The 12716-nt window shown below is 65.7% G+C and carries 11 protein-coding genes and 1 pseudogene; 7 read left to right on the top strand and 5 right to left on the bottom strand.

Going from position 1 to position 12716, the window contains the following annotated elements; all coding sequences use genetic code 11:
- Positions 1-79 precede the first annotated feature (79 nt).
- Entirely contained in the window at positions 80-481 is a 402-nt protein-coding gene (locus VML93_RS15595; protein ID WP_325611955.1) for a PaaI family thioesterase, read from the top strand.
- On the opposite strand, the gene VML93_RS15590 is transcribed toward VML93_RS15595, so the two are convergent.
- On the bottom strand, positions 478-1389 hold the full coding sequence (locus VML93_RS15590) for a helix-turn-helix domain-containing protein (RefSeq protein ID WP_325611953.1): 912 nt from the start codon (positions 1387-1389) through the stop codon (positions 478-480). The two genes, VML93_RS15595 and VML93_RS15590, sit on opposite strands and share 4 nt — an antisense overlap.
- 75 nt (positions 1390-1464) lie before the next feature.
- Between VML93_RS15590 and VML93_RS15585 the strand changes: the two genes are divergently transcribed.
- The 5 genes from VML93_RS15585 to VML93_RS15565 all read left to right on the top strand — a co-directional run bounded on the left by VML93_RS15585 (position 1465) and on the right by VML93_RS15565 (position 6886).
- Positions 1465-2412, top strand: a complete 948-nt coding sequence (locus VML93_RS15585; RefSeq protein WP_325611952.1) for an SDR family NAD(P)-dependent oxidoreductase — start codon at positions 1465-1467, stop codon at positions 2410-2412.
- Positions 2409-3212: an acetoacetate decarboxylase family protein gene (locus tag VML93_RS15580; RefSeq protein ID WP_325611950.1), complete on the top strand. Its 804-nt coding sequence runs from the start codon at positions 2409-2411 to the stop codon at positions 3210-3212. The genes VML93_RS15585 and VML93_RS15580 overlap by 4 nt, the downstream gene beginning before the upstream one ends.
- 3 nt (positions 3213-3215) lie before the next feature.
- Positions 3216-4430, top strand: a complete 1215-nt coding sequence (locus tag VML93_RS15575; protein ID WP_325611949.1) for an amidohydrolase family protein — start codon at positions 3216-3218, stop codon at positions 4428-4430.
- A gap of 12 nt (positions 4431-4442) precedes the next feature.
- The gene (locus VML93_RS15570; protein WP_325611948.1) at positions 4443-5723 is read left to right on the top strand and encodes an amidohydrolase family protein; all 1281 of its coding nucleotides are present in this window, start codon (positions 4443-4445) and stop codon (positions 5721-5723) included.
- Between the two features lie 158 nt (positions 5724-5881).
- Entirely contained in the window at positions 5882-6886 is a 1005-nt protein-coding gene (locus VML93_RS15565; RefSeq protein ID WP_325611946.1) for a peptidoglycan-binding domain-containing protein, read from the top strand.
- 12 nt (positions 6887-6898) lie between these two features.
- On the opposite strand, the gene VML93_RS15560 is transcribed toward VML93_RS15565, so the two are convergent.
- The 3 genes and pseudogenes from VML93_RS15560 to VML93_RS15550 all read right to left on the bottom strand — a co-directional run bounded on the left by VML93_RS15560 (position 6899) and on the right by VML93_RS15550 (position 10200).
- A complete protein-coding gene (locus VML93_RS15560; protein ID WP_325611945.1) occupies positions 6899-7762 on the bottom strand; it encodes a phytanoyl-CoA dioxygenase family protein in 864 nt (287 codons plus the stop codon).
- Between the two features lie 182 nt (positions 7763-7944).
- Positions 7945-8391 (bottom strand): annotated as a pseudogene (locus VML93_RS15555) (cytochrome P450); the annotation flags it as partial.
- 15 nt (positions 8392-8406) lie between these two features.
- Positions 8407-10200 (bottom strand): serine/threonine-protein kinase, encoded by a 1794-nt coding sequence (locus VML93_RS15550; RefSeq protein WP_325611943.1) that lies wholly within the window; start codon positions 10198-10200, stop codon positions 8407-8409.
- 114 nt (positions 10201-10314) lie between these two features.
- Here VML93_RS15550 and VML93_RS15545 point away from each other — a divergent pair, with 114 nt between their 5' ends.
- The gene (locus VML93_RS15545; RefSeq protein ID WP_325611941.1) at positions 10315-12339 is read left to right on the top strand and encodes a M13 family metallopeptidase; all 2025 of its coding nucleotides are present in this window, start codon (positions 10315-10317) and stop codon (positions 12337-12339) included.
- A 112-nt stretch (positions 12340-12451) separates the two neighbouring features.
- On the opposite strand, the gene VML93_RS15540 is transcribed toward VML93_RS15545, so the two are convergent.
- The coding region (locus tag VML93_RS15540; protein ID WP_325611940.1) for a lipoprotein LpqH at positions 12452-12716 on the bottom strand (265 nt) is incomplete at its 5' end.

The following is a 12716-nucleotide window of genomic DNA, read 5'->3' as shown; positions in this document are numbered from 1 at the left end:
TCACACGATATCGATCCCGAGCTGACCGATGGCGCGGCCCATTCACCACCTAGGCCAGCCGAGTGACTACTGTCCTGCCATGTCTTCAATGCCGCGACACTTCGCGCAGCTGCTCGGGTTCACCTATGTACGCGCCGATGCAGACGAAGCCGTTGTCGAGGCCATGCCGCAACCCGAACACTGCAACGAGCGGGGCATAGTGCACGGCGGATTTCTCGCCGCGTTGCTGGACGTCACCACCGGATGGGCCGTCCACGCAGTTCTCCCCGAGGGCACCGCCGCGCCCCACTTTCAGCTTGCAGTCCAGTACCTCAACCCCGCACTACCTGGCATCACGCTCACGTGTGTGGGTCGGGCAACCAAATCTGGGCGACGCGCGGCAGCCACCGACGCGGAGATCTTCCAGGACGGGAAGGTGGTCGCTCGTGCGATCGCCAGTCATGTTGTTCGGTCGGGCGAAACCGCCACTGGCCTTGTCTAACAACCTATTTGGTGCGCCGGGAGGTGCGACTCCTCGGCCAAGGCGGCGCTTAGTCGGCGGGTCGTAGCAGAGAGCTGGCCCCCCAGCTGAGTGACCGCCGCGCCGCTCATCGGCTCGGCGCTGGGGACCAGGCTGAGCATCAGGGCGATGCGGGAATCGGACTCCAGGATGGGGGAGTCGATGTGGCTCACCTCGTAAGTGCGGTCGGGGTCCAGGCGGACCGGGAACCACTCCTCCTGATGGATGAGTTCGTCGGTCAACTCCTGTGCCAGCTGGCTCAGCCGGGTGGAACGCACCTCGGCACTGCGCACGATCAGCGCCAGCTCCTGCAGCCGCAGATCGGGCAGGAGGTGCAGACCTACCGCGTAGCCACGCTGCTGGGCGTTGGCGATGGCCTCGCGATAGCGATCGCGCACGTCCTCGGGCAGCGCGGCCAGCCAGCGCTCGCGCGCCTCCGGCCCGGCCCAGACAACGGTTGACGCCCCGTACGGCGGGCGATGCGGGAACTGGGTGCCGATGGGCATCGGGTGACCGCCGCCGTGACGGCTTCGGACCTGATCGACGACGGTGGAGTAGTCATCGCTCACCGAGAAGGCAACGCAGTGCGCGCCCGTGGCGCCCGACAGCTCAGCCATCGCGGAGCGGGCCAACACCAGAGCCGGATAGCGGCCCGCCGCCTCTCGGCCGAGCCGGACCAGAGCGGGACCGAGGTGGTAGGTCTTGCGAACCGGGTCGCGCAGTAGCCAGCCGGCCCGGAGCAGTTCGGACAGCATCGAATGGCAGCTGGCCTTGTGCACGCTCAAGTGGCGCGACACCTGGGCCAGAGTCATCCCCTGGCTCTCCTCACCTGCCAGCCGTTCGAACAGGTTCACGACCCGTTCAGTCTGCGGTGAGGGGCGCGGAGCCATGGGCGCAATGGTCGCATAATGCGACTGCTTGCGGTGATATCCGCGACCATGTGACCATTTGTGACGGTGGCCACATTGACAGATACAAAGACAGACCTTCGAGGCAAAACGGCGGTCGTAACCGGGGGAGCCGGCGGCATCGGCCAGGCCATGGGCAGGCGTTTCGGCCGGGAGGGCATGCAGGTGGTGCTCGCCGACGTCCTCGCCGAACCGTTGGACGAGGCGACCCGGGCACTCGCGGACGAGGGCATCGAGGCGGTCGGCGTGGTTACCGACGTCACCGACTATTCCTCGGTCGAGTCGCTGGCCAAGGAGGCGCTCGATCGCTTCGGCGCGGTGCACGTGGTGTGCAACAACGCCGGCACCGGCGGGGTCTCCGAGGGTTACATGTGGGAACACGACCTGGCCGACTGGCGCTGGGGGATCGACGTCAATGTGCTTGGCGTCATCCATGGCATCAAGGCTTTCGTGCCCATTCTGCTCGAGCAGGGCGAAGGACACGTCGTCAACACCTGCTCGGGCAACGGCGGATTCGCGCCCATTGCCCGGGGGGCCATGGGCGGGCCGGCCACCGCGGTGTACCCGATGACCAAGGCCGCAGTGCTCTGCCTCACCGAAAGCCTCTACACCCACCTCGAGATGACCGGGACGCGGGTGCGGGCGCACGTCCTTTTCCCCGGCGGCTTTTTGAACACCGGCATCTGGGAGTCGTGGCGGCACCGCCCGCAGCGCTACGCCGCGACCCAGGAACGCCGCACACCCGACCAGATACTGGCCAAGGTGGTGGCCCGCTTCGAAGCCGCCGGCGCACATGTCGAATTCACCCCGCTCGACACGGTCGCTGACCAAGTCGTGGACGGAATTCGGGCGGATCGCTTCTGGATGATGGGTCCGCCCACACCAGGCGACCAGGTTGTCAGCAACAAGGCGGCATCGATCCTTGCTCGCGGTGAGCCCGACTACCTGGTCGACGTCCTCGGCCAACATGCCAAGAACGCGCCAGAAAAAGGAGGAAAGCGTTGAGCACCAACGCAGTTCGTTACGGTCCTCGCCCACCCGAGGCACAGGTCGACCACGAGATCGACGCCACCAAGGCGCCCATCGCCACCGAGGCGGTGACCATCACCTACCTCACCGAACCTGAGATCGTCACGGCCGTGCTGCCCAAGCCGCTGGAGCCGGCGAACGAACCACTGGTGCGGATCCAGCTGCAGCGGGTCCGGATAGCGGGCATGGCGCCGTTCGGATCGGCGGTGTTTTCGGTGACCGCCCGGCACGGCGGACTCCAGGGCGACTACCCCCTGTTCATGCCGCAGTCCACCGAACAGTCGGTCACCGGCGGGCGCGAAACATTCGGCGAGCCAAAGAAACTGGCCCACCTCGAGTTAGAACGCGACGGCGATCGTGTCACCGCCACGATTGACCGGCTGGGCTATCAGCTCATCAGAGTGAGCGGCCAGATCACCGGCCCGGCGGAGTTGCCGCCCGACCAGGTGAACACCGAGTTCTACTTCAAGTTCCTGCGTGCCCCCGACGGCAGCGGCATCACCGACCCTCATCTGGTCTACGGCGAGTACCACCGGCACTACGAGCTGCTGGAAAACATCGACGCGACAGTCGAATTGGGAGAGTCGCCGCTGGATCCGGTGGCCGACATCGTCATTCGCCAAATCAGGTCGATCACCTGGTGTCGCCGGCGCACCATCCAGGTGGGGCGGATTGCCGAGCGGGTGCCGCAGGAGTGGCTGCTGCCGTACGTGCACCAGCGTTACGACGATGTGGCCCTGCTCGCCGCCCCCAGGCCCGAGCCGGCGCGGGCGTAGCTCATGGACCGGTACACGGTCATTTCGGCTGATTGCCACGCCGGCGCCGACCTGCTCGACTACCGCGAGTACCTCGATTCGCAGTACCGAGACGAATTCGACGGCTGGGCAAAGACATTCGTCAACCCGTTCGGCGACCTCACCGAGGCTGAGGCCGAGCGCAACTGGAACAGCGATCGGCGCAACTCCGATTTGGACCGGGAGGGCATCGCGGGGGAGGTGCTTTTCCCCAATACCGTTCCGCCGTTCTTTCCACAGGCGAGCTTGGCCGCCCCTCCACCGCAGACCGCCGCGGAGCTGGAGCTGCGGTGGGCCGGCCTGCGGGCGCACAATCGCTGGCTGTCCGACTTCTGCTCCCTGTCGCCCGAGCGGCGCGCCGGGGTGGGCCAGATCCTGCTCAGCGACCTTGACGAAGCGATCGCCGAGCTAGCGCAGATCGCCAAGCTGGGGCTGCGCGGCGGCGTGCTGCTGCCCGGAGTTGTCCCCGGCACTGGCATCCCGCCGCTCTACGCCGAGCACTGGGCACCGCTGTGGGCCGCATGCGCCGAGGCGGGCCTGGTGGTCAACCATCACGGCGGCAACGCGGGACCGAGCCCGACGGACGGGTGGGGGAGCTCGTTTGCGGTGTGGGTGTACGAGACGCATTGGTGGGCGCACCGGGCGCTGTGGCACCTGATCTTCAGTGGCGCACTGGATCGCCATCCGGACCTCACCGTGGTCTTCACCGAGCAGGGCGCCGGGTGGATACCGGCGACCCTCGACTCGCTCGACGTGGCGGCGGCCCGGTACGGGCGGGCGAGCTCGGCGATCGCCCGCTTCGCCGGGCCCATCGCCGGCTCGCTGACACTCAAGCCCAGCGAGTACTGGGGCCGCCAGTGTTACGTCGGTGCCAGCTTCATGCGGCCCGTCGAGTGTGCCGAACGCCACGGAATCGGCGTCGACCGAATCATGTGGGGAGCCGACTACCCGCACTACGAGGGGACCGCCCCCTACACGCGGGAGGCGCTGCGCCACACCTTCAGCGACGTCCCGACAGCCGAGGTGGCGGCCATGCTGGGCGAAAATGCCGCGGCCGTATACGGATTCGACCTCGACGCCCTCGCATCCCTGGTCACCCGAATCGGCCCGACCGTGGCCGAGGTTGCCGAGCCGCTTTCGGCCGTGCCCGCCGACGCGCGCAGCACCGTCTTCGAGCCCGACCCGATCCGAACCTGGTAAGCGAGGACCTCTATGAACGACACGGCGCCCTACCTCATCATCTCCGCAGACACCCATGCCGAGCTGCCCACCGAGCAGTATCGCGAGTACGTCGACCCCGAATACCGGGACGACTTCGAGACGTTCCTCGCCGAGAAGATCGCCGCCGCGGCGCAGGCGAGCGGCTTCATCGATGAACAGTTCGCCGAGCAGTGGTTCGACGAACACGGAGACGGCATCGCGGGCGGCTGGGACGTCGCCCGGCGCGACCGCGAACTCGACGGCGACGGTGTCGCCGGCGAGGTCATCTTTCCCGACGCCGACGCCGTCACCGGTGTCGCCGGGGCTCCGTTCGGCGCGGGCCTGGGCCAATCTGGCGACCTGGACCCCGGACGTGCCATGGCCGGGGCGCGGGCCCACAACCGCTGGCTGGCTGAACTGTGCAGCTGCAGCCCGGAGCGACGGGCCGGGGTTGCGGTGGTTCCGATACTGGCCGACGTTGACGCGGCGGTGGCCGAGATCGCCCGCGCGGCCGAGGCCGGGTTGCGCGGCGGCATCATGATTCCGGTGCTCTGGGGTGACTATCCGCCCTACCATGACCGGCGTTACGACAAGGTGTGGGCCGCCTGCCAGGACCTGCAGATGCCAGTTCACACCCACGTCGGTGCCGCCCCGAGTGAGCAGTACGGCCCACACCTGGGCATCTACACGACCGAGGTGCGCTGGTGGGGAGTCCGGCCGCTGTGGTTCGCGTTGTGGGCCGGCGTGTTCGAGCGCTTCCCGAACCTGCGCTGGGGAGCCACCGAGTGCGGCGCCTTCTGGGCCAACGATCTGTTGTGGCTGATGGACACCCGGTTCATGCGTGAGCACTCGGCCAAGAAGATGAGCCGTCTGCTGGAGGGCGATCTGACGATGCCACCCTCGGCGTACTTCGATCGGAACTGCTTCATCGGTGCCACCACCACCGAGCGCCGGGAACTGGCCCGTCGCTACGAGATCGGTGTTCCAAACATGCTGTGGGGCAACGATTATCCTCATCCGGAAGGAACATGGCCGCACACCCGCGACTGGCTGCGACGCTCGTTCTGGGACATTCCAATAGACGAGACGCGGCAAATCCTCGGGCTTACCGCAGCCGAGGTGTACAACTTCGATCTGGGTGCCCTCGCCGGCCTGGTCGAGCGCATCGGCCCCACCCCAGAGGATCTGGGCCAGGACGATGCGGTGAGCGTCCCCAAGTGGGAGGCGGCCCGCCGGACCGGACGCCACTGGCTGACGGGTGCGGAGCCGATGCCGGACCTTGTGCAGAACTGAGGAGTCGGCGTTCACCGCGATTAGCTCGCCTCGGATATAGAACCTGAAAGTGGTCGACGCTCATGGCGTCCGGCGCGCCGATGAGCGTCGTTGACGCCCTCGTATGGCTCAAGCATCATGCATCCACATAGACCGCCGCGCCGTGAGGAGATTCGCTCATGCCACTTCCGTACATGCTCGGGTCGAATGGCCCGGAGATCTGGTACTGGCAAGCGTGGTTCGATCGCATGTATCACGCCTACGCGCCGCCGGCCGACGGCTACTACGGCGATGACGAAGTCGCCGCGGTCAAGGAAATGCAGCGGCGCCTCGGGATTGCGCAGACCGGCGTGTTCGACCAGACGACTGCAAACCTCGCCGGGTACACGCCACCGGCGAACCTGCTGCCGATCATGTTCACGGTCGAGGGCCATTCGTCGAACATGTTCGCCGGGCCGGTGGCCGACACCGCCAACCAGCTCGAAAGTGAAGGCCTCTGCCATCACCAGCCGATCGGCTACAACAACGTCGCGGTGCCGTTCGACAACAACAGCGGAATCAACGAGCTGGCGCGCCTCGTGGGCGCGAACTTCATGGACAACGGCGTGCCGTTCCCCCCGGGAACGCCGTGGTCGCTGGGCATCTTCTCGCAGGGCGCCATCGTCGGGTCGTACTTCTACTTCAACTACCTGCAAGACGGTCAGCCGCTCGCCTGGCGTCGGGCGGACCTCAGAGGTGTGCTGACCTACGGCAACCCATGCCGCCAAACCAACAGCATCGCGGCGTGGGCCACATCGTGGATCACCAAGCCCGACACCCACGGCCTGGACCCGTACAAGCGATTCGGCCTACCCGGGTTCCCCGTCAAGCCCGACGACTGGGTGGACGTTTACCGCGAAGGCGACATCTTCGCAGAGAACGGCGACGACAAAGCAAGCGACATCAGGGCTTCCGTCTACGAGGCCGTGATGAACGACTTCTTCTCCAACCCGTACTCCCTCGCCGCGCAGATCGGTGACCTGTTCCAGACGCCGTGGCAGGAGATCATCGGCATCGTCATCGCGATCATCAGCGGCGTTGTGTTCCTCGGCGATACGCCCAACCCGCACTATTCGCCGTATGACATCAGCGGCGGGATCGCTTGGATGCGAGGACAACTGACCACACCGCCGTCGGTGGTGTGACGGACAACCGGGCTACGAGTCCTGCCCGGTTTCCAGCAGCCGTAGCGGGTGCAGGCCGTCGACCGCACCGACGAACGGCGGGTGGATGCTGTAGCCGAGCATGCGGCGGATGTCCTCGGAGACCGTGCGAGCGATGTCGCGCGATACCGACAAGGTGTAGGCCTCCATCGGTCGCAGCCACGGCTCGCAGTACTGGGCGGTGACGGCGAGACGCTCGCGGGTGGTGGTGTTCGCGCCTCCGCCGTGCCACAGGGTGCCCACGAAGAAGACGCACGAACCGGCAGGCATCACGACAGGTAGCGCGTGATCGCGCGGGCCCGGACGACGTTTGCCCCAGCGGTGGCTGCCGGGAAAGAGCACCGTGGCGCCATTGTCGGCGGTGAAGTCGTCGATCGCCCAGATCGTCGCCGCCGCCAACGGCGCCCGTGGCCGCGGAATCGGATAGAAGCCGTCGTCATGATGAGCCAGCTGCGCGGCCTCTCCGGGCTGAATGTTGATGGCCTGCAACGCCGAAAGCAGATAGTTGGCCATCAGCAACCGATCGAGCACCGCCAGCACCCGGGGATGATCGACAAGCCGGTCGCACACGCGCGTCCTGCTCAGCACGCTGTAGATGCGCTGGGTGCGCCGGCCCTCGAAAGAGTTGCGTCCGGTGTGCCCCAGCCAGAGGCGCACGATCTCACGGATTTGCCGGCACTGGTCGGTACTGAGCAGGTTCTCCCAGACGACGTAGCCGTCGCGGTCGAGGGCCGCCAAGTCGGCCGCCACGACCGCGCCGTCCACCGAGCTTCCGCCGCTCGGTGCCCACTTGTACCGTTGCGCCAGATCGCCGCGGAGATCCTCCAGCGTGGTGACGGACTCCTCGTCGCTGTTCATTGGTACTCGTTCCGTGGGGTGGTCTTCCGCTGACCACACTAAGCCGAGTTCGGCTCACTTCACACGCGAATCCCGTCGGACACGGCAGCCTGGTCTAGCTGTCGAAGGCGATGGGGAGGCTCGTCGGCCCGCTCAATCCGCCAACCGGCTTCCACGGCGCGGGCCCAGTCCGGCGGGGGTTAGGGCCGCGCGATCTCGGTGACGACGTCGCAATGACGCTGGCGGCTGACCGGTTCGACGAGTTCGTCGATCATCTCCACGATCGTGGCGTGCAGTCGTTCGACAGCTCGCGGGGTGAATGCCTTCGCCACGACGCTGCGCACGCGCTGGTGTTTGGCGCCCTCCATGCCCAATAGCGAGTCGCCGACCTTGTCCCAGAGGGGTCCGGACGTAATGCCCTGAACGGCGAGAATGTAGCCGGTCGGGATCTGGAACCGACTGTCCCGAAGCACGGTTCGCACCAGTTCGTACGAAAGGACTTCGGGTCCAAATGGTCCCAGCGCGATCGGTGCCAGCCGTTGCGCTGCCAGAAGTTGCGGGTAGACCTGCGCGGGAGTTGCGGTGACGTCGTATTCGATGGTCGGCAAGCCGGCGTCGAACACGCTCGGGCTGGCGGCGTCGACGGTCATTTGCTCTCCACAACCTTATGCAGCCGCCTGCAGAGTGATCTCGGAGATCGCCGTCCGGCTCTCGCCATTGGTGGTGCCCAAGGTGGAGATCCACACCAGCACATTGGCGGTCTTGGTCCGGTTGTGCACCGCTATGCGGTTGTGCCCCGGCTGCAGTGAGGTGGTTGGGGTCAGCTCGGTGGTGTCGGCCAATTTGGCCGGGGTTTCGGTGGGCGACGAGCGGATCTGCACCTTGGTTCCGGTGCTGGACACGTCGATCGTCACGGCGCTCAGTGCGGTCGGTTCGGACAGGTGCAGCAGCAGACCCATTCCTTGGAGGAATTTCGGAAAGGGAACGGCGTCCTTGTACGTGACGGTGGACCACGCCGTGTTCGGGTTGCCGTCGATCGCCAGATTGGCGTCCTGCGGATTGTCGGGGGCACCGTCGGGTGAAAACACCGTTGCGCTGACCGGCGTGACCATCGGTCCGGGGCGAGTCCAATGGCCGAATCCGTCGGTGAAGTACACAACCGCGGCCGCGGTCAACACGATCACGCCGACGAGGGCGGCGACGACGGCAACGACGCGGCCCTTGCGGCGTTTCGGCGGCTTGTCCCTGGGCGATTCGGCGGGGGGCCGGGACCGGCGTCGCTTCGGCGGAGGTTGAACGGAAAAGTTGATGATCGTGTCGGCATCGAGGGTGTCGCCGTCCCAGACGCCGCTGACCTCGACCTCATCCCCGTCTGCGAGCTCACCGGAAACGAGATCAGTTTCTATTTCGACCGGAACACGAGCAGGCAGATCGTCCAGTGGGTCGATTGGGACCACCTGAAACGACAGGATCCCGACATGATCTGGAGCACCGACCGCGCCGCGCGCGACGGCGCCGGCTGTGCCGTTGACGACCAGACGCTCGAGACGCTGTGTGTGCGGACGCTGGTTTGAACCGGGCTCGACGGCGGGGCTCGATGCCTGCGGCTGCACACCGGAGCCGGGACCCTGCCCTGTGAGGGCTCGGGCGAAGTCGACGCAATTCGGGTACCGCTCGTTCGGGTCTTTGGCCAGCGCCCTGATCAGCACGGCGTCCAGGTGCGCGAGATCGGGGCGGCGCTCCGATATCCGCGGTGGAGGCGTACTGAGATGGTGGCTGAGTACGACGGCGCGATTCGAGTCTTGAAAAGGCGGGGCGCCGGTCAGCAGGTAAAAGGTCGTCGCGGCCAGCGCATATTGATCCGCTCGGCCGTCCAGCGGCTTGCCCAGAAGTTGCTCGGGGGCCACGTAACTGATGGTTCCCACGGCGACGTTGGCCTCGGTGAGGTTGCTGACGTCGTCGATCCTGCGAGCGATGCCGAAGTCGGTCAACAACACCCTGCGCCGGTGGCCATCGGCCGCGGTCACCAGGATGTTCTCGGGCTTGACGTCACGGTGGAGCAGAAGGCGCTCATGACCGAAGTCCAGCGCGTCAGCCACCGCGGTCACGATTTCTACGACGTCTTCTTCTGGCATGCCCCGGGGGTAACGCTGCTGAACCAGTCGACCCGCGTCGGTGCCATCCACGTAGTCCATCGAGATCCAGAGCCGGCCGTTGAACTCACCACGATCGAGGACCCCGACGATGTGCGGATGCCACAGCGTCGCCGCCAATTCGGCTTCGCGATTGAATCGTGCGCGAAACTCCTTATCGGCTGGTGAGCCCGACGACAAGATCTTCAGCGCGTCGTGGCGAGGCAGACGAGGATGCTGGGCGAGGTAGACCTCGCCCGAACCACCAGCGCCGAGCAAGCGCTCAATGACGTAACCAGCGAAGACCTCGCCGTTGTTGAACGGCATGCCCGAAAGCCTACAAACCGGCACGGTCGGGGAGCCAATTCCGCCGACGGCTAAGCTGCCCTTTGGCCCGGCGACTGGAGGTCTGAGGTGCGCGTATTCGTTCGTACGGTAACATTGTCGCTCGCCGTCGGTTTGGTCCTCGTCGGGTGTGACCACCCGACAGCACAGCCGCCCAAGCCGAAGGTCGGTGCCTGGGGCGTCAACCTGGACGACATGGACAGGTCCGTCCGGCCCGGCAACGACTTTTTCGACTACGTCCTCGGCACGTGGCTGAAGAACGCGAAGATCCCGCCCGACAAGGTGTGCGCGGGCGTCGGTCTGGACATCCAGAACCAGCTCGACGCCGACCTCAAGGCGATCGTCGCCGGCGCCACCGACAAACACGCGCCCGCCGGCGATATCTCGCAGCAGATCGGCGACCTCTACGCGTCCTACATGGACGAAGCTCTCCTGAACAAGAAAGGCGTCGAGCCGGTACGACCCCTGCTGACGCAGATCGAAGCCGTCAACGACAGGGCGGGCCTCAATTCGGTGCTGGTGTCGTTCAACGGCAAGACTCGGGTGGACGACCCCTTCCCGGTCTCGGTCGACATCGACCCGAACAAACCGACCCGCTACATACCCCAGATCTGGCAGGGTGGCCTCTCGCTCGGTGAGCGCGGGTACTACGTGAACACCGACGCCGACGCGGTCGAGCTGCGCAACAAGTTCGTCGCGCATGCGGCCCGGCTGCTCGGCCTCGCCGGGTACGCCGATTCTCAGCAGCAGGCCGAACAGCTGCTGGCCCTGGAAACCAAGCTGGCCGAGGTCCAGGTGCCGCGCGAGGACGCGCGCAACGTCGACAAGACGAACAACATCATGCCGCGCGCTCAAGTCGAGCAACTCGGGCAGGGCGCGCCGCTGCGCGAGGTGTTCGACGCGCTGAAGCTGCCGGCGGAGACCGACTTCCAGGTCGGCATGCCCGATGTGTTGCACAAGACCGCGGCGCTTTTCGGCAACGAGCCGTTGGACGCGTGGAAGGCGTACCTGCGCTACCACGTCCTGCATGCATACGGCGGCGTGCTGTCGACGCCGTTCTCCGATGAGGTGTTCGACTTCTACGGCCGGACGATCTCGGGAGCCCAGGAGCGCGCACCGCGAGACAAGCGCGGTGTTTCTCGAGTGAGCAGCGAACTCGGCGACCCGGTCGGCCAACTCTATGTGGCCGCACACTTCAGTCAGCAAACGCGCGACAGGGCGCGAGCGCTGGTCGAGAATCTCCGCACGGCGTACAGCAAGCGCATCGACGGCGCGGCGTGGATGGCATCCGAGACCAAGAAAGAAGCTCAGGCCAAGCTCGCGGCACTGCTCGCCAAGATCGGCTATCCCGACAAGTGGAAGTCGTATGCGACGGTCAAGATCGACGCGGGCGACCTCGTCGCCAACGAGAACAACCTGGCGGTGTGGTCGTGGAACGACGACGTCAGCAAGTTGGGTAAGCCCATCGACCGCGCCGAATGGAGCATGACGCCGCAGACCGACAACGCCTACTACTCTCCGCGGCTCAACGACATCGTGTTTCCCGCGGCCATCCTGCAGCCGCCGAACTTCGATCCTGCCGCCGATCCCGCGGCGAACTACGGCGCAATCGGGGCCACCATCGGTCACGAGATGAGCCACGCGTTCGACGACCAAGGCCGCAAGAGCGACGGCACCGGTATGCAGCGCGATTGGTGGACACCGGCCGACGCCGAGCGTTATGACCGCGAGGCGGACAAGCTCGTCCAGCAGTTCAACGGATACGAGCCGCTACCGGGCAATCGCATCAACGGGAAGGTGACACTCGGCGAGAACATCGCCGATCTCGCGGGACTGCGCGTTTCTTACGACGCCTACAAGCTGTCCCTCGGCGGAAAAGAGGCGCCTGTCATCGACGGCCTCACCGGCGACCAGCGGTTCTTCATCGCCTTCGCGGCGAGCTGGAAGGAGATCTGCCGGCCCGAAACGGTGCGCAACCGCTTGCTGTCAGACGTCCACAGCCCCGCTCAGTTCCGGGTCAACGGGATCGTCCGCAACATGGACGAGTGGTATGCCGCGTTCAACGTCCAGCCGGGCGACTCGCTGTTCCTCAAGCCCGAGGACCGCGTTCGCGTTTGGTGAACGGATCGCAATGGGGGCCGTCACTTTTCACCCATTTCACCCACGCTCGGCTCTCACGCAGCGACATCGTTCTCCTTCGCCGCGGCGTCCCCTGTCGCCGTGGAGGTGAAACCTACGGACAGGTCACCACCATCTCGTAGGGTTTCTTCGAGTCCATTTCCTCACCATTGAAGGTGTAGGTATTGCCGTCTTTCTTCACCGATGGACCGATTGTCCAGAGATTTTTCTTGTCATACTGGATCGCAACATTCTGCGACTGAGTACCACTGACCACTTCCGCCATGAAACCATTGTCCACTTTAAGATCAACATTGCCATTGTCAGCAATAGCACCAGCATGGATCTTGACGACGTTGCCATCCGACTTGCAGCCTACG

Source organism: Mycobacterium sp. (genome assembly GCF_035499775.1).
Taxonomy (GTDB): domain Bacteria; phylum Actinomycetota; class Actinomycetes; order Mycobacteriales; family Mycobacteriaceae; genus Mycobacterium.
This window is presented reverse-complemented; position numbering and strand designations above follow the sequence as displayed.

Bases quoted from the DNA above. Each gene is read 5' to 3' on its own strand.
- VML93_RS15575 (WP_325611949.1), top strand. From the start codon at position 3,216: ATGGACCGGTACACGGTCATTTCGGCTGATTGCCACGCCGGCGCCGAC.
- VML93_RS15570 (WP_325611948.1), top strand. From the start codon at position 4,443: ATGAACGACACGGCGCCCTACCTCATCATCTCCGCAGACACCCATGCC.
- VML93_RS15565 (WP_325611946.1), top strand. From the start codon at position 5,882: ATGCCACTTCCGTACATGCTCGGGTCGAATGGCCCGGAGATCTGGTAC.
- VML93_RS15560 (WP_325611945.1), bottom strand. From the start codon at position 7,762: ATGAACAGCGACGAGGAGTCCGTCACCACGCTGGAGGATCTCCGCGGC.
- VML93_RS15550 (WP_325611943.1), bottom strand. From the start codon at position 10,200: ATGCCGTTCAACAACGGCGAGGTCTTCGCTGGTTACGTCATTGAGCGC.
- VML93_RS15590 (WP_325611953.1), bottom strand. From the start codon at position 1,389: ATGGCTCCGCGCCCCTCACCGCAGACTGAACGGGTCGTGAACCTGTTC.
- VML93_RS15595 (WP_325611955.1), top strand. From the start codon at position 80: ATGTCTTCAATGCCGCGACACTTCGCGCAGCTGCTCGGGTTCACCTAT.